This window comes from Pseudooceanicola algae, assembly GCF_003590145.2.
GTDB classification, from domain to species: Bacteria; Pseudomonadota; Alphaproteobacteria; order Rhodobacterales; family Rhodobacteraceae; genus Pseudooceanicola; species Pseudooceanicola algae.
The window spans coordinates 3175451-3194619 of record NZ_CP060436.1 but is presented as its reverse complement, the minus strand read 5'-3'; the positions used below and the strand labels follow the sequence as shown (position 1 = coordinate 3194619).

Below are 19169 nucleotides of genomic sequence, written 5' to 3'. Positions count from 1 at the left end.
GGCCGACTTAACGCGATTTGTGCGCGCTGTCAGGTCCGATCTTCTGGGCGGTCAGTCGGTCAGCCGAGGCAGAGGCCCGGACGAACCGGCGCACCCGCAGGACGGGGGGCGCGGTAGTCGGCAAGCCGGACCACGGGGGCGGCGGGCCGTCGCAGCGGCAGATCCGCCAGTTCCCTTTGGGACATCCGTGCAATTTCGGGATGATCCATCGGGTCGCGGGGGCTGCGCATTGCGGGTTTGGTGAACCATTTGAACATGGTTTTCTCCTTTCCTGGTTTCAGATCATGCGAACATAAGGTTCCCCACCCCCCTTTTGAATTGCAGCAAACGTATATCCGGGTTTAGCTAAGCTATATGCACCCGCTCAATCGCCTTCATCTGAACAACCTGCGCGCGGCCGAGGCCGTGGCCCGCACGGGGTCCCTGCGCGCCGCCGGGTCCGAGATGGGGATCTCGGCCGGGGCGGTGTCGCAACAGGTGGCGCGGGCCGAGGATACGCTGGGGCACAAGCTGTTCGACCGGCGGCCCGGTGGCATGGTCCCCCTGCCCGGCACGGCCGAGTTCTTTCGCCTGCTGACCAGCGGCTTTCGTCAGATTTCCGCCGCCGCCGAGGTTGGCCACCGGGATCGCGGGCAGGAGCTGCGGATTTCCAGCGCCCCGATCTTTGCCGCGCGCTGGCTGATCTGGCGACTGCCCGCCTTCTACCGCGCCTGGCCGGATCTGAAAGTGCGGCTGGACAGCCAGGTGGCCTTTGCCGACCCCAACGACGGAAACACCGATTTCTCGATCCGCATCGGGCGCGGGCCCTACCCGGACCTGCGCGCCCAATCGCTGTTCCCGCTGCGCATCGTACCGGTGTGCAGCCCCGAGATGGCCCGCACCATCACCAGCCAGCAGGATTTCGCATCGGTCCCGATCATCCGCGACACCGGCGCGATGTACACCTGGGACGACTGGCTGGAACCCGAAGGCGTCGGCGGGCTGCCCCTGCGCGATGGCCCGGAGTTTTCGGAAGCCTCGCTGTGCCTTGATGCGGCGATGGGGGGCGCGGGCGTCTTCCTGTCGTTCGAGACGCTGTGCCGGGACGCGCTGGACCGGGGCCGGATCGTCGCGCCGATCCCGCGGTTCCACCGCACCGACCTGCGCTACTGGCTGCTATCCTCGGGGGATCTGTCGCTGTCCCCGTCCCAGCGGCTGTTCCGCAAATGGCTTGTCGATACGACTTCGGCCGAGGGGCTGGGGCATCGCCCGATTGAAACCCATCCGCGTAGCTAGACCCGCCTCAGGCGCGGGCCTGATCCATCAGGCGGCGCATTTCGGCGATGGCCGGCTGGAGACCGCGAAAGATCGCCTCTCCGATCAGGAAATGGCCAATGTTGAGCTCGCGCAGCTCCGGGAAGGCGGCGACGGGCAGCACCGTGTCATAGGTCAGCCCATGGCCGGCGTGGACCTCCAGCCCGAGGGAATGACCAAGGGCGGACATCTCGCGCAGACGATCAAGCTCCTCATCCCGATCCGCAAAGCGGCCTTCGGCATGGGCGTCGCAATAGGCCCCGGTGTGCAGTTCGATCACCTGGGCGCCGATGCGATGCGCCGCTTCGATCTGACGTTGGTCGGCGGCGATGAAGATCGACACCCGGCACCCCGCCTCGCGCAGCGGCGCGATGAAATGCGCCAGCTTGTTCTCTTCGCGCGCGACCTCCAGACCGCCTTCGGTCGTGCGTTCCTCGCGCTTTTCGGGGACGATGCAAACCGCGTGGGGCTTGTGACGCAGGGCGATGACCTGCATTTCATCCGTCGCGGCCATCTCGAAGTTCAGCGGCACCGTCAGGATGTCCGCCAGCCCTTCGATATCCGCGTCCGAGATATGGCGGCGGTCTTCGCGCAGGTGGGCGGTGATGCCATCGGCCCCGGCCTCTTCGGCCAGCTTGGCGGCCCGCAGGGGATCGGGATAGGCGCCGCCGCGCGCATTGCGCACCGTAGCCACGTGGTCGATGTTCACGCCAAGACGCAGATGGGGCAGATCGCTCATGCCGGGCTCCTGTCAGTCAATCCGGGGACTTGAATGCCGCAAGCCGGTGGCGAGAGCCAGCGAAATCTGGCCCTAGCGCCCCTTGCCGGTTTCCGACACCGGCTTGCTGCGCGGCTTGGGCGCCTGACCGGACTTGGCGCGGATCGCCGCCAGCTTGGCCTTCAGCACACCGCGCCGCCGGGTCTGGTAGGCACGGATCACGGGCACGGTGACGTAATAGCCGATGATGCCGAAGATCACCCCTGGAACGATGCCGCCGATCAGGTAGGGAAAGAAGATCTCGTGGTAGAAAATCCGCAGGCCTTCCCAATGCGGTTCCGCATCGGTGAACAGCGCCCGGATATTGTCCGCCAGATCCTCGCCCGCATCGACGAACTTGCCGACGAAGGACCGGCGACCGTCGCCCGGCCCCATACCCATGCCGGGCAGTCCGGGGTCGCCGTTCGGTCCCAGAACGTCAGGGCCGCCCGCGAAACCCGGTGGCGGTGGGGGTGGCGGCATATGCGCGCCCGGCGGGTGAAAGCCGAACTGGACCCCATTGCCGATCCCATGCTCGGCGGCGGTGTTGACGATGTAGAAACCGGTCTGAAGCGAGATCAGGCTGATCGGCACGAAGGTCAGCGGGTTGCTGATGAAGGTCGCCAGAAGTGCGGCGAGCACATTGCCCCGCACCAGCAGCGCCAGCGCGGCAGCAAAGGGAAAATGCAACCCGAACAACGGGGTGAAGACCGTGAAGATCCCCACCGCGATCCCGCGAGAGATCTTTTCCGGGGAATCCGGCAGCCGGCGCAAGCGGTGCTTGGTATAGTGAAACGCACGGGCCCAGCCGCCACGGGGCCAGACGAAATCCGATATCATCGTCCGGACAGGCCGTTTGTCGCGGCGCTTAAAGACCAACGGGCTCTCCCTGGTGCGGGGTCACGGGGGCGACGGGCGGGGCCACCTCCGGGTTGCTGTGACGGCCCACGGAGGCGACATCCGCTTCGGCTTCCAGGGCCGAGAGCACGGTGTGCAAATGTTCCGCGTCGCGCAAGTCTATATCGACAAGAAGTCTATAGAAATCGGGCTTGCGGTCCTTGAAATCAAGGTTCGAGATATTGGCCTTCTGCCCGCCGATCAGGGTGCAGACACGGCCCAGGACGCCGGGATCATTGGCCAGGGTCAGTTCCAGCGTGACGCTGTAGATCGCCGCGTGACGGCCCGCCTGCCAGTGCAGATCGACCCAGCGGTCCGGCTGGTCCTCGTATTGCGACAGGGATTCGCAATTGATCGCATGTACCGCCAGCGGGCGGCCGCGCCATGTGATGCCGACGATCCGTTCGCCGGGCAGCGGCTGGCAGCAGGGCGCGCGCTTGAAGCTTTGTCCCTGTTCCAGACCGATCAGCGCCCGGTCCCGCTTGACCGAAGTCTTGTCGTCGGTCTCCATCAACTCGGGGTAGAGAACGGCCACCACGCGGGCAACGCGCAACTCGGCCCGGCCAAGCTGGGCCAGCAATTCATCGCGGCCTTCCAGCCGCAGCTTGCGCGCGGCGGCTTCCAGCGCCTTGTCGGTCGCCTTCTTGCCGACGTGATCAAAGCCCGAGCGCGCCAGTTCACGGCCCAGCTTGATATAGCGTTCGCGGTCTACCTCGCGCAGGGCGCGGCGGATTGCGGCCTTGGCCCGGCCGGTCTTGGCGATCTCCAGCCAGGTCGCCTGCGGGGCCTGACCTTCGGCGGTTATGATCTCGACCGACTGGCCGTTCTTGATCCGCGTCCAGAGAGGCACGCGCATGCCATCCACCTTGGCCCCGACACAGGCGGACCCGATACGCGTATGGATCGCATAGGCGAAATCGATTGGCGTGGCCCCGCGCGGCAGCTTCACGACCTCGCCCTTGGGGGTGAAGCAGAAGACCTTGTCGGAATACATTTCCAGCTTCACGGCTTCGAGGAAATCTTCATGATCCTCTTCGCCGGCGACCTGTTCGGTCAGCGCCGAAATCCACCGGGTCGGGTCCACGGCAAAGGGGTTTTCGACCTTGATTCCATCGCGATAGGCCCAATGCGCGGCAACGCCGCTTTCGGCGACCTCGTGCATTTCGCGGGTGCGGATCTGCACCTCGACCCGCTTGCCGTCCTGGCCTGAAACCGTGGTGTGGATCGACCGGTAGCCATTGGATTTCGGTTGGCTCACGTAATCCTTGAAGCGACCGGGAATGGATTTCCAGCGCCGGTGAATGACCCCGAGGATACGATAGCAGTCATCCTCGGTTTCGGTCAGGATGCGAAAGCCGTAGATGTCGGACAGACGGGAAAAGCTTTGGCCCTTTTCCTCCATCTTGCGCCAGATGGAGTAGGGCTTCTTGGCGCGGCCACGCACCTCGGCCGGGATCGCATTGCGCTTCATCTCGGCGCGCATGTCCCTGGTGATCCGTTCGATCACATCGCCGGTCTCGTTCTGAAGTGATACGAACCGCCGGATGATCGCCATGCGGCGTTCGGGATCAAGCACCTTGAACGACAGGTCTTCAAGCTCCTCGCGCATCCATTGCATCCCCATGCGACCCGCCAGGGGGGCATAGATATCCATGGTCTCGCGGGCCTTCTGGGTCTGCTTTTCCGGCTTCATCGCCTTGATCGTCCGCATGTTGTGCAGACGGTCGGCCAGTTTCACCAACAGCACCCGCATGTCACGGGACATGGCAATGAACAGCTTGCGGAAGTTCTCAGCCTGCTTGGTCTCGGACGAGGAAAGTTGCAGGTTGGTCAGCTTGGTGACGCCATCGACCAGATCCGCGACCTCTTCGCTGAACTGGTCGGCGATCTGCATGTAGGAGGCCTTGGTATCCTCGATCGCGTCATGCAGCAGGGCAGTTATGATCGTCGCATCATCCAGCTTCTGCCCGGCAAGAATCGTCGCGACGGCAATGGGATGGCTGAAATAGGGCTCGCCAGAGCGGCGGAACTGCCCGTCGTGCATGTCGCGCCCAAATTCATAGGCGGCACGAATGCGCTTTTCATCTGTCTTGGGGTTGTAGGCGCGTACAAGCGCGATGAGGTCATCGACGGGGAAAAGTTCGAACCCGGCGCCTTGTTCCTCTATGGCCGTGCCATCCTGCATCTGTCAGTTCCGGATATCAGTGATCCGGGCGGTCGGCGTCGGTCGCGGCACAATGGGCGCGCCACGACCAGGCGGCGGTTAGCCCTGACGCTGCGCTTCGACAAGCGCGCGCAGCAGTTTCTCTTCGCTCATGTCGTCTTCGACCGGCTTGTCGGCAGCTTCGGCACCCATCAGCAGGGCCATGCTGTCTTCTTCCGGCTCGTCGACTTCGATCTGGTTCTGGTTCGATTCGATCAGCCGTTCACGCAGTTCATCCGCAGATTGGGTTTCTTCGGCGATCTCGCGCAGGGACACGACAGGATTCTTGTCGTTGTCACGATCCACGGTGATCGGGCCGCCGGCGCTGATTTCGCGCGCACGATGGGCTGCCAGCATGACCAGTTCGAACCGGTTCGGGACCTTGTCGACGCAATCTTCAACTGTGACGCGGGCCATCTGGCACTCCTTGCGGATAGGATCGGATAGAAAACTAGAAAGGCACTCCTAAGCCCTTTGCGGCAAGGAGACAAGCAGATTCTGGCAGTGGCGTCACCTCGGCCCGCGCTTCGGGGGGCAGGGCGTCGCACATTTGCGTGACTGTAAGGCCCAGGATCGGGTGCCGCCAGCCCGGTGCAACATCTTTGACGGGCACCAGGACGAATGCCCGCTCTTGCAACCTTGGATGGGGCAGCAACAAGCGGTCGGGGCTGTCCTTCATCTGCCGGTCCAGCGGCAGGTCGCGCCAACGTTTCAGCGTCGCCTCGTCCGGCAGGACGCAATCGCCCGCCGCGATCAGATCGAGGTCAAGCCGACGTGGCCCCCACCGTTTTTTCCGTTCTCGGCCAAAGTGATGCTCCACCTCATGCAATTGCGCCAGAAGCGTCTCCGGGTCAGTATCCGACCGCAGGATCAGCGCCGCATTCACGAAATCCTCGCCCGAACCAGCAGGGAACGCCGGTGTCCGGTAGAGCCGGCTCAGCGCCTCGACCGGGCCGATTTCGCGCCCCAATTGCACCACGACCGAGCGCACAAATGCACCGCGACTTTCATCGGCATGGAACATATTCCCGCCGAGAGCGATGATATACGAGAGGCTCACGGGAAGGTTGCTCTTATCCCTTGGACTTCGGGGGTCACTTGATGCATCCTCCTCTGGCATTTAATTTACCTGATCTGCTCCGGATCGGACCGCGGAATTTTAACTCAGATGGCCGGGCCAGTTGATTGGAAGGGATTTTTTGATGTTCTACAAGGACGAACGGCTCGCGCTGTTCATCGATGGCTCGAACCTGTACGCCGCCGCCAAGGCGCTCGGCTTCGACATCGATTACAAGTTGTTGAGGCAGGAATTCATGCGCCGGGGCAAGTTGTTACGGGCCTTCTACTACACCGCGCTGCTTGAAAATGACGAATATTCGCCGATCCGTCCGCTTGTCGACTGGTTGCATTACAATGGCTTCACCATGGTGACCAAGCCGGCCAAGGAATTTACCGACAGCCAGGGCCGCCGCAAGGTCAAGGGGAACATGGATATCGAACTGACGGTGGATGCGATGGAGCTTGCGCCACGGGTCGATCACATCGTGCTGTTCTCGGGCGACGGGGACTTCCGCCCGCTGGTGGAAAGCCTGCAACGTCAGGGCGTTCGTGTGTCGGTCGTGTCCACCATTCGCAGCCAACCTCCGATGATCGCCGATGAATTGCGTCGCCAGGCTGACAATTTCATCGAACTGGACGAGTTGAAAGAAGTCATCGGACGCCCGCCACGTGACGTCGGCGACGACGTGCGCGCGTCGCGATCTGCCTCCGTGAACAGCTGACAGGCACAGCCGCAGCCCCTTCCGGCCACCCGCACGCACCGGAAGGGCCAAAGACTTCGTCATTTCAAACTGCCGTTCAGGATCCTTGCGGCCGACGGCGCGCGGCCTCATAGGCGTCTCCTAGGGGTCCGGCGGGCGAAAGGCGCCACGCAAGAAGGCGGCGAAACCGCCCCTTTACCTGCCCGGGCCTATTCCTTACCTCTGTCCTGCGACAGGAGAGCCCGATGACCAAGCCGCCCCTCACCCTATACCTCGCCGCCCCGCGCGGCTTTTGCGCCGGCGTCGACCGGGCGATCAACATCGTCGAAATGGCCCTGCAGAAATGGGGCGCGCCAGTCTATGTCCGGCACGAGATCGTGCACAACAAGTTCGTTGTGGACAATCTGCGCGACCAGGGCGCGATCTTCGTCGAAGAACTGTCCGAGTGTCCCGATGACCGCCCGGTAATCTTCTCGGCCCATGGCGTGCCCAAAGCCGTGCCCGCCGAAGCCGCCCGGCGCGAGATGATCTATGTCGATGCCACCTGCCCTCTGGTCTCCAAGGTCCATATCGAAGCCGAACGTCACCGCGATGCCGGCCTGCAGATCATCATGATCGGCCATGAAGGCCACCCCGAGACCATCGGCACCATGGGCCAGCTTCCCCCGGGCGAGGTCCTGCTGGTGGAACAAGCCGGCGACGTAGACGAACTGACCGTCCGCGACCCCGAAAAGCTGGCCTTCGTCACCCAGACCACACTCTCCGTCGACGACACCAAGGGTATCGTCGCGGCCCTTCAGGCCCGCTTTCCCGCGATCATCGGGCCACACAAGGAAGACATCTGCTACGCCACCACCAACCGTCAGGAGGCGGTCAAGGCCATGTCCGGCCTTATCGACGCCATGCTGGTGGTGGGGGCCCCGAACAGCTCCAATTCCCGCCGCCTCGTCGAAGTGGCCGGTCGCAATGGCTGCGCCTACGCCCAGCTCGTGCAGCGCGCCGACGACATCGACTGGCGCGCCCTCGACGGCATCCGCTCGATCGGTATCACCGCCGGCGCCTCTGCCCCCGAAATCCTTGTGGATGAAGTCATCGCCGCCCTCGAAGCACGCTACGAGGTGACACGGAAGCTTGTCGAAACTGCCGAGGAAAATGTCGAATTCAAGGTGCCCCGGATCCTGCGCACGACCGTCTGATGGCGCGCGACCGCGACTGCAGTTCCAAAAGAGTTTCCTGCCTCCGGCGGGGATATTTCAGACAGGGAAACATCACCATGCGCCACCACCGGGCGCGCCCTAAAGGTTTCCCTGTTCGAAATATCCCGGGGGAGTCTCCGGAACGGAGACGGGGGCAGCGCCCCTTCCAGGCTCCAACTGCGTGGCATTCCCTGACATCTTGACCTCGAGATCTCCGACCCGCCCTTCCCTTGACCTCGTCCACCGAAGATGATCTTTCGCCGCGAACTGAAAAGGAAGAAGCTCCATGCCCACGACCTACCGCGCCTTCACGGACGGAGCCTGCTCCGGCAACCCGGGCCCCGGAGGCTGGGGTGTCCTGTTGCAGGCGCGCGACGATGAGAGCGTCCTGAAATCACGCGAACTGAGCGGCGGCGAGGCGGATACCACCAACAACCGCATGGAACTGATGGCCGCAATCCAGGTGCTTGAAACCCTGGGACGCCCGACCCCGATTACCATCATCACCGACAGCCAATACGTGAAGAACGGCGTGACCTCCTGGATCCATGGCTGGAAACGCAACGGCTGGAAGACCTCTGCCAAGAAGCCGGTGAAGAACGCCGATCTGTGGCAAAGGCTGGACGCCGCGCAGGCGCAGCATGACGTTGTCTGGGAATGGGTGAAGGGACACGCAGGCCATCCGGAAAACGAACGCGCGGACGAGCTTGCCCGTGCCGGGATGGCCCCATTCAAGGGGTAGGCGCCCGCCTTCATCCTGTCCCAAATACTCCCGCCGGAGGCATCAAGCCTTTTCCGGTCCCCTTCCGCCCAGACAGGCGCCGGACGGAATCGGCACCCCTCGCAGGAACACCTCCGCTGCCTGCGGTCCCTTGCCCGCCCTTTGCAGCGTCAGGATCTGAACCGCACCCGTGCCGCAGGCCACTGTCAGCGCATCGTCCAAAACACGTCCCGGCGGCCCGTTGCCGTTGACGCGGCGCGAGGCGAGCAGCTTCAGCCGCTGACCTTCGTATTCCAGCCAGGCACCGGGAAAGGGCGACAGGCCGCGAATCCGCCGATCGACTTCCTCCGCCGGTTTGGTGAAATCCACCCGCGCTTCGGTCTTGTCGATCTTGTGGGCATAGGTGACGCCATCTTCGGGCTGGGGCTCGGCTTTTAGATCGGGTAGCTGCGCCAGCGCCTGCGTGATCAGCCGGGCGCCGAGGGGGGCGAGGCGGTCGTGCAGTTCGGCGGTCGTTTCCTCGGGCCCGATGGCAAGGCTTTCGCGCAGCAACACCGGGCCGGTGTCGAGCCCGGCATCCATCTGCATGATACAGATGCCGGTCTCCGAATCCCCCGCCATGATTGCGCGATGGATCGGCGCCGCGCCGCGCCAGCGCGGCAGCAGACTGGCGTGGATATTCAGGCAACCCTTGGCAGGCGCATCCAGAATGGCCTGGGGCAGGATCAGCCCATAGGCGACGACCACCGCCACATCGGCCCCGAAGGCCGAGAATTCCTGCTGCTCTGCCGCCCCCTTCAGGCTTTTGGGATGGCGCACCGGGAGGCCGAGGTCGAGCGCGCGGGCATGCACCGGCGTCGGGCGGTCCTTCTTGCCGCGCCCCGCGGGGCGGGGCGGCTGGCAATAGACCGCCGCGATGTCATGGCCTGCCGCAACCAGGGCCTCCAGCACCGGGACCGAGAAATCCGGGGTTCCCATGAAGATCACGCGCATCCTGTCGTCTCCTGTCTGACCTAGGCCGTCTTCCGGGCCCGGCGCAGCAGCATGTCGCGCCGGGTCTTGCTGAGGTGGTCAAAATACATCCGCCCTGCCAGATGGTCGATCTGGTGCTGGACCGAGGTCGCCCAGAGGCCGACGAAATCGCGCTCCTCGACCTCTCCCTCGCCATTCAGGAACCGCACCGTCACCGCCCGCGGGCGCGAGATCACGGCCGAAACGCCGGGCAGGTTGGGGCTGGCTTCCTCGTGTTCGCGTGGCTGGACCGAGGCATGCAGGATCTGCGGATTGGCCATCCGGATCGCCTCGCCGCGCTTGTCAGAGGCATCGACGACCGCCAGTTGCAGCATCACGCCGATCTGCGGCGCGGCCAGGCCGACACCGGGCATGGCCTCCATCGTGTCGATCATGTCGCGCCAGATCGCGTGGATCTCGGGGGTGATTTCCTCGACCTCGATGGCGGCAGAGCGCAGGCGCTTGTCGGGCCAGGGGATGCAGCGGCGTTTGGTCATGAAATCCTCGGGTATCGGGCGGTACGGGCCTTAATCGCGGGCCTTTTCGCGCTTCAGCTTCTGCATCTTGCGGGTGATCATCTGGCGCCGCATCGGCTTGAGGTAATCTATGAACAGCTTGCCGTTCAGATGGTCGATCTCGTGCTGGACGCAGGTTGACCAGAGCCCGGTGAAGGTGTCCTGCCGTTCGGTCCCGTCGCGGTCGATCCAGCGCGCCGTGACCTCGGCCGGGCGGGTGACTTCGCCGTATTGCTCGGGGATCGACAGGCAGCCTTCCTCGTAGACGCTTGTCTCGTCCGAGGCCGCGATGATCTCGGGGTTGAACATGATCAGCGGGCTGGGCGTCTCGCCTTCTTCCTTCACGCAGTCGAGCACGATCAGCCGTTGCAGGATGCCGATCTGCGGCGCGGCCAGACCGATGCCCGGCGCGTCATACATGGTTTCCAGCATGTCGTCCGCCAGGATGCGCAACCCGTCGTCCAGGTCGGCGACAGGCGTGGCGAGTTTCTTGAGGCGCGGATCCGGGTGGATGAGAATGGGGCGTTTCATGGCGACCATGTATGACATGGGTCCTGTCTGCGCAATATCTGCAGGTGATCGGGCAGGCAATGTGCACCCACGCGCGGTCGGGACGGGGCTGTGCCCTTGCCCCCGGCGCGGAAACCGATAGCGTCCCTGAAAACGATAGCGAGACCGAACGCCATGAATTTCGACGAGATCATCGAACGCCGCGGCACCCATGCCGCCAAGTGGGACAACATGAAGGCCTTTTCCGGCATTTCGCCTGACGAGGGCCTGCCGATGTGGGTCGCGGACATGGACTTTCGCGCGCCTCAGGTTGTCCAGGACGCGCTTGGCGCCATGTTGGAAAACGGCGTCTACGGCTATTACGGCGATAACGAAAGCTATCTGGACGCGGTGCGCTGGTGGGCCGAAACCCGGCATGGCTGGACCCCGCCGCGCGAAGCGATCTTCACCACCAACGGGCTGGTAAACGGGCTTCAGGTCTGTCTGCAGGCCTGGACCGAACCGGGCGATGGGGTGATCCTGTTCTCGCCGGTCTACCATGCCTTTGCCAAGGTCATCCGCGCGCAGGAGCGCGAGGTCGTCGAATGCCAGCTGGTGCTGAACGACGGCCGCTACGAGATGGATTTCGCCGCCTACGACGCGCAGATGACCGGCGCCGAGAAGATGATCGTGCTCTGTTCGCCGCATAATCCCGGCGGGCGGGTCTGGACCGTGAACGAGTTGCGCCAGATTGCCGATTTCGCGCAGCGCCACGACCTGCTGCTGGTCTCGGATGAAATTCATTGTGATCTGGTCATGCCGGGCCACAAGCACGTGCCGATGCCGGTTGCCGCGCCCGAGGTTTCGGATCGCCTGGTGATGATGACCGCGGCCACCAAGACCTTCAACCTGGCAGGCGGTCATGTCGGCAACGTCATCGTGCCGGATCCGCAGTTGCGGCAGGATTTCGCCCGCGCTTACGCCGCGATCAGCGGGTCGCAGAATTCCTTCGGGCAGGTGATGTCAGAGGCGGCCTATTCCCCAGGAGGCGCCGAATGGGTCGACGCGCTTTGTGCCTATATCGCGGAAAACGCCCGCATCTTCGACGCCGGGATCAATGCGATCCCCGGCCTGCGCTCGATGCCGCTGGAAGGGACCTATCTGGCCTGGGTCGACTTTTCCGGCACCGGGATGGAGCGGGACGAAGTCCTGCGCCGCATCCGCGAGGACGCGAAGATCGCGGTCAATGACGGCGCCACCTTCGGCAGCGGCGGCGAGATGTTCCAGCGATTCAACCTGGCCACCCAGCGGGCCCGTATTGAAGAGGCAGTGACGCGAATGCAATCGGCCTTCGGCGACCTTCAGTAGATGGCTGGCGCGGCCTTCGATCACCTCGTTCTCGCGGCGGCGACTTTGGCCGAAGGGGTGGCCCATGCGGAAACCGCTCTGGGCATCCCCCTGCCGGGCGGCGGGGCGCATCCCCTGATGGGCACCCACAACCGATTGCTGAAACTGGGCGAGGCATCTTTTCTGGAAGTGATCGCGCCCGACCCCCAGGCCAGCCCCCCGGACAGGCCGCGCTGGTTCGGGCTGGATCATCCGCCCGCGCGGCCCCGGCTTCTGCATTGGGTGATCCGCCTGCCCGGGCTGGCGCAGCTGCGCGCCGATCTGCCTCAGGCGCTTGGCCCGGTGATCGAAGGCCGGCGTGGTGATCTGCGCTGGCTGATTACCGTGCCCGACGACGGGTCCCTGCCCCATGACGGCGCCTTTCCGACCGTCATCGACTGGTGTGCAAAGCATGACGCAGATCTGCCCCCCCGGCGCATGGCAGGCGCCGGGCTGGAATTGTCGCGGCTGGACATCCGGCATCCCCGTGCCTCGGCCCTTGCCGCGCAGTTGGCGCCCTATCTGGCGGACCCACGCATCCATTTCATCGACGCTGACACCGTGTCGTTGCAGGCGCGCATCAGCGGTCCGGACGGCATCCGCACCCTGAGCTGACCTGCCCCACACGAAAAGCGCGGCCCCGGAAAGGGCCGCGCATCCGGCTGGCGATATGGCTGGCACTCCGGATCTGACGATCCGAAAATCGGTCCTAGGCTTCCAGGGCCTGAGACGCGGCGCCCTGCGTGCTGGCGATCTCGATACGGCGCGGTTTCAGCGCCTCGGGGATCTCGCGCTTCAGCTCGATATGCAGCATGCCATCGGCATGGGTGGCGCCGGTGATGCGCACATGATCAGCCAGGGCAAAGCGGCGCTCGAAGGCGCGGGTGGCGATGCCGCGATGCAGATAGGCGCGCGGGGTCTCGTCGTCTTCAGCCTTGCGTGCCGAGACAATCAGCGCCTTGTCGCGGACCTCGACGTTGAGGTCGGCATCGGCAAATCCGGCCACCGCGATCGAGATGCGATAAGCATCCTCGGCGGTCTTTTCGATGTTGTAGGGAGGATAGGTCTGCTGCCCGCCTTCGGCCGAAAGCACACGGTCCATCATGTCGGCGATCTGGTCGAAACCGACAGTCGCACGGTAGAGCGGAGCGAAATCAAGATTACGCATGGGGTCATCCTTCTTGAAGCGATAACAATATGTTGGCGGCCCTCCCGAGGGGACGGACCTTGGTCGTTACAGGACCCTGTCTGGCGTCCTGTGACCTTAATCTGGGGAGCGGATCACGGGGTTTCAAGACCCTTGGCACGCCCCCGCAGCGGCGCATGTCGCGACCGGGCCATTGGCAACGCGGATCATTCGCCAGCCGCGTCGAAGGCGTCCAGCAATTCGCCAAGCGCGCTGCCCAGTTCCGGGCCAAGCGCGACCGGCTGGTCCGCCATCTCGGCCTTGGCCGAAACCAGAGACACCAGCCGGGGCGCCCCGGAGGCAAAGGAAAACACCGGCGACCCCGAAGATCCGAAATCCACCATGCAGGAGGTCACCAGCACCCCGGCTTCGCGCGCCAGCACATCGCAGACTTCTTGCAGGCGCGGGGCGCTGTCCCGTGAAATCGCGTAGGACACCGCGCCGACGCGATCCCCGATACCGGGATGCGGGTCGATGCCAAAGGGCGGCGCCGTCAGGGCCAGATCCAGTTGCAGCAAGGCGATGTCATGGGCCAGCCGCCCGGCCCCCGCCGCGCCGGGACGATAGGCGGGATGCGCCAGGGTCCGGCGCACCGCCCGCCGCGCCGAAGCGCCCTCGGCCAGACCGGCGCGGAACCGGATGTCCCCGGGGGCGATTTCGGCGCCGTCACGGGGATCATAAAGGCAATGCGCCGCCGTCAGCACCAGATCCGGGGCGATCAACGCCCCGGTGCAAAACCCGTCGTCGCCCAGATCAAGCCGCCCGACCGCCTGCCACCAGCCGCCTTCGACCGCGCCACGGCGCAGGGTCGTCAGGTCGCTCGCATGCAGCGGCGCCGACAGCGTCAGACAAAGGCAAAGCAACAGCAGCCGCATTCCGGTCCCGGTATCCGTCACTATGGCCGCAGCACCGGCACCGGTTGCGGCAGGGGATCGCTGGTCAGCGCCGCCGGAACCGGCCCGCCGGTCATCCAGTCGAGAAGCTCGACTGTATGCACGACCGGCACGCCGGTGCCAGAGCCGATCTGCATCATGCAGCCGATATTCCCCGCCGCGATCACCTGCGGCGCGAGCGCTTCGAGGGTGGCGACCTTGCGGGTCTTGAGCCGACCCGAAATATCTGGTTGCAACAGGTTGTAAGTACCTGCCGATCCACAACAAAGATGCGCATCCGCGGGGATTGCGACCTCGAACCCTGCCGCGGCCAGAAGGCGTTTGGGCGCTTCCGTGACACGTTGCCCATGTTGCAGCGAACAGGCCGGATGATAGGCGACCCGCATACCCCGCGCGGGGTGGTCGGGACACACCGGCAAGGCGGCATCCGGGGCCAGCTTCATCAGCAGTTCGCTGATATCCATCGTCATCGCCGAGATCTGCGCGGCCTCTTGCGCGAGGTCGGTACCGGCAAACATATGGCCGTAATCCTTGACCGTCGTGCCGCAGCCCGAGGTGTTGATGACCACCCCATCCAGCCCGCCCGCGCCCGATTCCTGTGTCCATGCACGGATATTGGCGGCGGCGAAACCGTGGGAATCCTTACCCATGTGATGGGTCAGCGCCCCGCAGCAGCCCGCCCCCTGCGCCACCACGACCTCGACCCCGAGGCGGGTCAGCAGGCGGATCGTCGCGTCGTTGATATCGGTGTTCAGCGCCTTCTGCGCACAGCCCGTCATCAGCGCGACGCGCATCCGGGGCCGGTCGGGAACAAAGCTTTGCGGATCATCGCGGGGAGACCGGGGCGGAATGCGCGCGGGCGCCATTTCCAGCATCGCCCGCAGACGGGGATCGGGCAGGAAGCGGCGGAAGGGCCGCGCCAGTTTCGCACCCACCAATGCGGCCCGGAACCGCCCCGGATAGGGCAGCACCGCTGCCAGAACCGCCCGCAACAGCCGATCATGCCAGGGCCGCTTGTAATGGGTTTCGACATAGGCCCGCGCCTGGTCGATCAGATGCATGTAATCGACCCCCGAGGGGCAGGTGGTCACACAGGCGAGGCAAGACAGGCAGCGATCCAGATGCTTGACCGTCGTCGCATCCGGCACCCGTTCGTTTTCCAGCATGTCCTTGATCAGATAAATCCGGCCGCGCGGGCTGTCCAGCTCGTCCCCCAGCACCTGATAGGTCGGGCAGGTCGCGGTACAGAACCCGCAATGCACGCAGCTGCGCAGGATCTTGTTGGCCTGCGCCATGGATGGATCCCGCAGCTGGTCTTCCGTGAAATTCGTTTGCATATCCTGCCCCTATGCCGGAACCGACGCGGGCTGCATCAGCCCCGGATTCAGAATGCCACGCGGATCGAACCGCGCGCGCAGCGCCCCTGTCAGCCGCGCGACCGGGGACGGTTCGGGGTGGAACATCGGGATCCTTGCGCGTTCTTCTTCGGACGCGCGCATCAAAGTGGCATGACCGCCAAGCGCGTCGACAGCGGCGCGCAGCGCTCCGGCCTGCGCCGAAGGGCCCACCATCTGCAACCAGACCAGGCCGCCGCTCCAATCGCAGATCGCCTGATGGGAGATGCCTGCGACCTCCAGCCGGGACAGAAGCGCGGGCCCGTCGGTCGGCTTCAGGGAAATCCGCCACAGGGGCGCCGTCTGGCCGGCGAAATCCGTCACGTCACGCAGGTCGCGCCACAGGGTCGCACTTTCTTCCCCCGTCACGACCGCATCGGCGCCAAGCAGATCGCGCAGCCGTCCGGCGCGATAGGTCACGCTGCCCAGCAGGCCCTCGACTCTGATCAGCCGCTCCTGCGCCGGCCCCCGCCAGGCCGCGCCGGAGACATCCCAGGGCGTGCCCATGGCGCGACACAGATCGGCCACCGCCGCAGCCGCCCCCTGTCCGCGCAGAACCAGCGTCGCCTCGGCCTGGGGCCGGGCCAGCACCTTCAGGCTGACCTCGCTCAGCACGCCGAGGGTGCCCCAGCTGCCCGCCATCAGCTTGACCAGATCATAGCCGGTGACGTTCTTCATCACCCGCCCACCGTTGCTAAGCACCTGGCCCGCACCATCGACGAAGCGCACGCCCAGCAGGAAATCCCGCGCCGCGCCCGCCTGCACCCGACGTGGGCCGGAAATATTGGCTGCCACGACACCGCCGATCGTCGGCGTACCCTTGCGGCCCAGCAGGGCCCGGTTGTCCATCGGCTCGAAGGCCAGCCGCTGCCCCTTTTCCGCCAGCGCTGCCTCGACCTCGGCCAGCGAAGTCCCGGCCCCGACGACCAAGGTCAGCGCACCGGGTTCATAAAGACGTATCCCCGCCAGACCGGCGGTCTCCAGCACCTCGGCAGACCCCGGCACCCAGGCCCCCCGCGTCCCGCCACCGCGAATGCGCAGGGCGCCCGACGCATCCCGGATCGCTTCGGCCAGTTCGATCTCGCTTGCAGGTCGCATCTTCATCCTGTCTCAAATACTCAAAATGTCGGACCGGCGGATCTTGCCGCGCCATCCCGTCGCCCGGCGCTGACGGCAAGGGGAAACACCTTGGCCGGGTTCAGCAGCCATGTCGGGTCAAAGACATCCTTCACCGCCATCTGCGCCTCAAGATCCGCAGGCCCGTATTGCCGGTCCATCAGGTCGCGTTTTTCCACGCCAACGCCATGTTCGCCGGTCAGACAGCCGCCCGCCTCGACACAAAGCAGCAGGATCTCGGCACCAAGCTCCTCGCAAAGCTCAAGCTGGCCGGGCCGGTTGGCATCGAACAGGATCAGCGGATGCATGTTGCCATCCCCGGCATGAAAGACATTGGCGACTTCAAGCCCGTATTGCGCGCTCAGCTCCCCGATGCGCCGCAGGACCATGGACAGGGCCGAGACCGGGATCGTGCCGTCCAGACACATGTAATCGTTGATCTGCCCCATCGCCCCGAAGGCGCTTTTCCGGCCAAGCCAGATACGCGCGCTTTCCTCGGGCGACCGGCTTTCGCGCAGGGCTACCGGATCATGGCGCCGGGCAATGTCCATGATGACGGCCAGTTGTTCGTCAATCTCGGCCGGGCTGCCCTCGACCTCGACAATCAGCATCGCCTCGCAATCGGGATAGCCCGCGCCGGCAAAGGCTTCGGTCGCGCGGATGCAGGGGCGGTCCATGAATTCGATCGCCACGGGCAGGATGCCTGCCTCGATGATGTCGCTGACACAGCGCCCCGCGACTTCAGAGCTTTCGTAGCCGATCAGCACCGGGCGCGCGCCCTCGGGCTTCGGCAGGATCCGCAACAGGGCCTCGGTCACGACGCCAAGCTGGCCCTCGCTGCCGCAGATCAGCCCCAGCAGATCAAGCCCCCCCGCATCCAGATGGCCGCCACCGATCTCGACCACCTCACCCTGCATGGTGACCATGGTCACCCCGAGCAGGTTGTTCGTCGTCACACCGTATTTCAGGCAATGCGCCCCGCCGGAGTTCATCGCGATATTGCCCGCAATGGCGCATGCCAACTGACTCGACGGGTCGGGCGCATAAAAGAATCCCTGCGCCTCGACCGCGCCGGAAACGCTGAGGTTGGTGCGCCCAGTCTGCACCCGGATCAGGCGGTTGGCATAATCTGTCTCCAACACCGCGCCCATCCGTGCCACCCCAAGGATGACGCAATCCGCCGTCGGCAAGGCGCCACCGGCAAGCGACGTGCCCGATCCGCGTGGCACCACCGGCACCGACATCTCGTGACAGATCCGCAGGACGGCCGCGACTTCGTCCGTCGAAGACGGCAGAACGGCGCATAGCGGCGGGCAGCGATATGCCGTCAGCGCGTCACATTCATAAGCCCGCGTTTCCGCCGGATCCGAGATCACGGCCCCCGCGGGCAGCGCCTTGGTCAACCGCGCGACAAGCTCGGCCTTGCGCTCCAGCACCCGTGAATCGGGCCTTGGCATTTCCATTCAGATCCCTCCCGATCCGGCTCCCCCCGGCGTCCGCCTCGAAAAGCGGCACATCGGAAAATTATTTCCAATAATTCCGATAGGCAAGCGGCCCTTTGGAAGGGTAACACGAAGGTCATGACCGCGCTGGATTTTCTCGCCCTCTACACGATCCCTGATGCCCTGGCCGTGGGGACCCTGCTGCTGGCCTGGCTGGCGATTGGCTGGCGGATCGAACATCCAGCCGCCAACCGGCCCTCGGTCTCGATGCTGATGGCGGAATACCGGCGCGAATGGCTGCGCAAGATGGCCGAACGCGGCACCCGGATCTTCGACGCGCAGATCCTCGGAACCCTTCGCGCGGCGACCTCCTTCTTTGCCTCCTCGACCATGATTGCCATCGGCGGTGTCGCCGCCCTTCTGGGCAACTCCGAGGAACTGCGCGGCGTCGCCACCGACCTCGGCGTGGCGGAACTGACCTCCGCCCGTGCCCCCGTCGTCTTCTGGGAGGTAAAGCTGTGCCTGATCGGCTTCTTCCTCGTGAACGCCTTCCTGAAATTCGTCTGGTCAAACCGGCTGTTCGGCTATTGCGCCGTGCTGATGGGCGCGATCCCCAACCGCACCGACGACCCGAAGGCCATTCCGCGTGCTCTCAAGGCCGCCGAAATCAACATCTTCGCTGCCCGCAGCTTCAACAGGGGCCTGCGCTCGATCTATTTCGCGCTGGCCGCAACCGGCTGGTTTCTAGGCCCCTACGGCCTGCTGGCCGCGACCCTGGCCACCTGCGCCCTGCTCTGGCGCCGCGAATTCGCCTCGCAATCCCGCGAAACCCTGCTCCAGACGGAGGACGACTGACACCACATTCGGCATCCCCGCCCGTTTCCCTGTTCCAAATATCCCGGGGGAACGC

Annotated in this window: 21 protein-coding genes; 7 read left to right on the top strand and 14 right to left on the bottom strand. The window is 64.9% G+C overall.

All coding sequences use genetic code 11. The features are described from left to right. Positions 1 to 59: 59 nt before the first annotated feature. Positions 60 to 257, bottom strand: coding sequence for a hypothetical protein (locus tag PSAL_RS14925; protein WP_119839358.1), 198 nt, complete (start codon positions 255 to 257; stop codon positions 60 to 62). 97 nt (positions 258 to 354) lie between these two features. Between PSAL_RS14925 and PSAL_RS14920 the strand changes: the two genes are divergently transcribed. Beyond that, positions 355 to 1275 (top strand): LysR substrate-binding domain-containing protein, encoded by a 921-nt coding sequence (locus PSAL_RS14920; RefSeq protein ID WP_119839357.1) that lies wholly within the window; start codon positions 355 to 357, stop codon positions 1273 to 1275. Between the two features lie 7 nt (positions 1276 to 1282). Here PSAL_RS14920 and PSAL_RS14915 read toward each other — a convergent pair whose 3' ends face one another. The 5 genes from PSAL_RS14915 to folK form a co-directional block, all read right to left on the bottom strand. Continuing rightward, positions 1283 to 2032 (bottom strand): pyridoxine 5'-phosphate synthase, encoded by a 750-nt coding sequence (locus tag PSAL_RS14915; RefSeq protein WP_119839356.1) that lies wholly within the window; start codon positions 2030 to 2032, stop codon positions 1283 to 1285. Positions 2033 to 2104: 72 nt separating this feature from the next. Further along, the gene (locus tag PSAL_RS14910; protein WP_331274412.1) at positions 2105 to 2890 is read right to left on the bottom strand and encodes a DUF2062 domain-containing protein; all 786 of its coding nucleotides are present in this window, start codon (positions 2888 to 2890) and stop codon (positions 2105 to 2107) included. Positions 2891 to 2918: 28 nt separating this feature from the next. Then, complete coding sequence (locus PSAL_RS14905) at positions 2919 to 5132, bottom strand: RelA/SpoT family protein (RefSeq protein ID WP_119839354.1); 2214 nt, start codon at positions 5130 to 5132, stop codon at positions 2919 to 2921. 78 nt (positions 5133 to 5210) lie between these two features. Further along, on the bottom strand, positions 5211 to 5567 hold the full coding sequence (gene rpoZ, locus PSAL_RS14900; RefSeq protein WP_119839353.1) for a DNA-directed RNA polymerase subunit omega: 357 nt from the start codon (positions 5565 to 5567) through the stop codon (positions 5211 to 5213). Between the two features lie 34 nt (positions 5568 to 5601). After that, on the bottom strand, positions 5602 to 6270 hold the full coding sequence (gene folK / locus PSAL_RS14895; RefSeq protein ID WP_119839352.1) for a 2-amino-4-hydroxy-6-hydroxymethyldihydropteridine diphosphokinase: 669 nt from the start codon (positions 6268 to 6270) through the stop codon (positions 5602 to 5604). Positions 6271 to 6352: 82 nt separating this feature from the next. Here folK and PSAL_RS14890 point away from each other — a divergent pair, with 82 nt between their 5' ends. The 3 genes from PSAL_RS14890 (at position 6353) to rnhA (ending at position 8848) form a co-directional block, all read left to right on the top strand. Then, positions 6353 to 6931 carry a LabA-like NYN domain-containing protein gene (locus PSAL_RS14890; RefSeq protein WP_119839351.1) on the top strand — a complete coding sequence of 193 codons (579 nt, stop codon included), beginning with the start codon at positions 6353 to 6355 and terminating at the stop codon, positions 6929 to 6931. Between the two features lie 224 nt (positions 6932 to 7155). Then, complete coding sequence (gene ispH / locus PSAL_RS14885; RefSeq protein ID WP_119839350.1) at positions 7156 to 8106, top strand: 4-hydroxy-3-methylbut-2-enyl diphosphate reductase; 951 nt, start codon at positions 7156 to 7158, stop codon at positions 8104 to 8106. A gap of 286 nt (positions 8107 to 8392) precedes the next feature. Next, the gene (rnhA, locus tag PSAL_RS14880; RefSeq protein WP_119839349.1) at positions 8393 to 8848 is read left to right on the top strand and encodes a ribonuclease HI; all 456 of its coding nucleotides are present in this window, start codon (positions 8393 to 8395) and stop codon (positions 8846 to 8848) included. Positions 8849 to 8890: 42 nt separating this feature from the next. Here rnhA and fmt read toward each other — a convergent pair whose 3' ends face one another. The 3 genes from fmt to def (PSAL_RS14865) are packed head-to-tail and all read right to left on the bottom strand — an operon-like array spanning position 8891 to position 10884. Continuing rightward, complete coding sequence (fmt, locus tag PSAL_RS14875) at positions 8891 to 9820, bottom strand: methionyl-tRNA formyltransferase (protein ID WP_119839348.1); 930 nt, start codon at positions 9818 to 9820, stop codon at positions 8891 to 8893. A 20-nt stretch (positions 9821 to 9840) separates the two neighbouring features. Then, positions 9841 to 10335, bottom strand: a complete 495-nt coding sequence (def, locus tag PSAL_RS14870; protein ID WP_119839347.1) for a peptide deformylase — start codon at positions 10333 to 10335, stop codon at positions 9841 to 9843. 30 nt (positions 10336 to 10365) lie between these two features. Then, positions 10366 to 10884, bottom strand: a complete 519-nt coding sequence (def, locus tag PSAL_RS14865; protein WP_119839448.1) for a peptide deformylase — start codon at positions 10882 to 10884, stop codon at positions 10366 to 10368. 153 nt (positions 10885 to 11037) lie between these two features. Here def (PSAL_RS14865) and PSAL_RS14860 point away from each other — a divergent pair, with 153 nt between their 5' ends. Both PSAL_RS14860 and PSAL_RS14855 read left to right on the top strand, forming a co-directional pair. Beyond that, positions 11038 to 12210 carry a MalY/PatB family protein gene (locus PSAL_RS14860; RefSeq protein WP_119839346.1) on the top strand — a complete coding sequence of 391 codons (1173 nt, stop codon included), beginning with the start codon at positions 11038 to 11040 and terminating at the stop codon, positions 12208 to 12210. Then, complete coding sequence (locus PSAL_RS14855) at positions 12211 to 12843, top strand: VOC family protein (protein ID WP_119839345.1); 633 nt, start codon at positions 12211 to 12213, stop codon at positions 12841 to 12843. Between the two features lie 94 nt (positions 12844 to 12937). Here PSAL_RS14855 and PSAL_RS14850 read toward each other — a convergent pair whose 3' ends face one another. The 5 genes from PSAL_RS14850 to PSAL_RS14830 form a co-directional block, all read right to left on the bottom strand. Then, positions 12938 to 13396 (bottom strand): Hsp20 family protein, encoded by a 459-nt coding sequence (locus tag PSAL_RS14850; RefSeq protein WP_119839344.1) that lies wholly within the window; start codon positions 13394 to 13396, stop codon positions 12938 to 12940. 185 nt (positions 13397 to 13581) lie between these two features. Further along, a complete protein-coding gene (locus PSAL_RS14845; RefSeq protein ID WP_119839343.1) occupies positions 13582 to 14289 on the bottom strand; it encodes a trypsin-like serine peptidase in 708 nt (235 codons plus the stop codon). Positions 14290 to 14309: 20 nt separating this feature from the next. Continuing rightward, positions 14310 to 15644 (bottom strand): glycolate oxidase subunit GlcF, encoded by a 1335-nt coding sequence (gene glcF, locus PSAL_RS14840; RefSeq protein WP_119839342.1) that lies wholly within the window; start codon positions 15642 to 15644, stop codon positions 14310 to 14312. 9 nt (positions 15645 to 15653) lie between these two features. Beyond that, a complete protein-coding gene (glcE, locus tag PSAL_RS14835; RefSeq protein WP_119839341.1) occupies positions 15654 to 16799 on the bottom strand; it encodes a glycolate oxidase subunit GlcE in 1146 nt (381 codons plus the stop codon). A 20-nt stretch (positions 16800 to 16819) separates the two neighbouring features. Further along, on the bottom strand, positions 16820 to 18280 hold the full coding sequence (locus PSAL_RS14830) for an FAD-linked oxidase C-terminal domain-containing protein (protein ID WP_119839340.1): 1461 nt from the start codon (positions 18278 to 18280) through the stop codon (positions 16820 to 16822). 117 nt (positions 18281 to 18397) lie between these two features. On the opposite strand from PSAL_RS14830, the gene PSAL_RS14825 reads away from it, so the two are divergent. After that, entirely contained in the window at positions 18398 to 19114 is a 717-nt protein-coding gene (locus PSAL_RS14825) for a DUF599 domain-containing protein (protein ID WP_119839339.1), read from the top strand. Positions 19115 to 19169: the final 55 nt, after the last annotated feature.

Bases quoted from the DNA above. Each gene is read 5' to 3' on its own strand.
- PSAL_RS14905 (WP_119839354.1), bottom strand. From the start codon at position 5,132: ATGCAGGATGGCACGGCCATAGAGGAACAAGGCGCCGGGTTCGAACTT.
- rnhA (WP_119839349.1), top strand. From the start codon at position 8,393: ATGCCCACGACCTACCGCGCCTTCACGGACGGAGCCTGCTCCGGCAAC.
- PSAL_RS14845 (WP_119839343.1), bottom strand. From the start codon at position 14,289: ATGCGGCTGCTGTTGCTTTGCCTTTGTCTGACGCTGTCGGCGCCGCTG.
- rpoZ (WP_119839353.1), bottom strand. From the start codon at position 5,567: ATGGCCCGCGTCACAGTTGAAGATTGCGTCGACAAGGTCCCGAACCGG.
- folK (WP_119839352.1), bottom strand. From the start codon at position 6,270: ATGCCAGAGGAGGATGCATCAAGTGACCCCCGAAGTCCAAGGGATAAG.
- PSAL_RS14890 (WP_119839351.1), top strand. From the start codon at position 6,353: ATGTTCTACAAGGACGAACGGCTCGCGCTGTTCATCGATGGCTCGAAC.
- PSAL_RS14850 (WP_119839344.1), bottom strand. From the start codon at position 13,396: ATGCGTAATCTTGATTTCGCTCCGCTCTACCGTGCGACTGTCGGTTTC.
- PSAL_RS14915 (WP_119839356.1), bottom strand. From the start codon at position 2,032: ATGAGCGATCTGCCCCATCTGCGTCTTGGCGTGAACATCGACCACGTG.
- glcE (WP_119839341.1), bottom strand. From the start codon at position 16,799: ATGCGACCTGCAAGCGAGATCGAACTGGCCGAAGCGATCCGGGATGCG.
- PSAL_RS14920 (WP_119839357.1), top strand. From the start codon at position 355: ATGCACCCGCTCAATCGCCTTCATCTGAACAACCTGCGCGCGGCCGAG.
- PSAL_RS14925 (WP_119839358.1), bottom strand. From the start codon at position 257: ATGTTCAAATGGTTCACCAAACCCGCAATGCGCAGCCCCCGCGACCCG.
- PSAL_RS14830 (WP_119839340.1), bottom strand. From the start codon at position 18,280: ATGGAAATGCCAAGGCCCGATTCACGGGTGCTGGAGCGCAAGGCCGAG.
- PSAL_RS14825 (WP_119839339.1), top strand. From the start codon at position 18,398: ATGACCGCGCTGGATTTTCTCGCCCTCTACACGATCCCTGATGCCCTG.
- PSAL_RS14855 (WP_119839345.1), top strand. From the start codon at position 12,211: ATGGCTGGCGCGGCCTTCGATCACCTCGTTCTCGCGGCGGCGACTTTG.
- def (WP_119839347.1), bottom strand. From the start codon at position 10,335: ATGACCAAACGCCGCTGCATCCCCTGGCCCGACAAGCGCCTGCGCTCT.
- glcF (WP_119839342.1), bottom strand. From the start codon at position 15,644: ATGCAAACGAATTTCACGGAAGACCAGCTGCGGGATCCATCCATGGCG.
- PSAL_RS14910 (WP_331274412.1), bottom strand. From the start codon at position 2,890: ATGATATCGGATTTCGTCTGGCCCCGTGGCGGCTGGGCCCGTGCGTTT.
- def (WP_119839448.1), bottom strand. From the start codon at position 10,884: ATGAAACGCCCCATTCTCATCCACCCGGATCCGCGCCTCAAGAAACTC.
- fmt (WP_119839348.1), bottom strand. From the start codon at position 9,820: ATGCGCGTGATCTTCATGGGAACCCCGGATTTCTCGGTCCCGGTGCTG.
- ispH (WP_119839350.1), top strand. From the start codon at position 7,156: ATGACCAAGCCGCCCCTCACCCTATACCTCGCCGCCCCGCGCGGCTTT.
- PSAL_RS14860 (WP_119839346.1), top strand. From the start codon at position 11,038: ATGAATTTCGACGAGATCATCGAACGCCGCGGCACCCATGCCGCCAAG.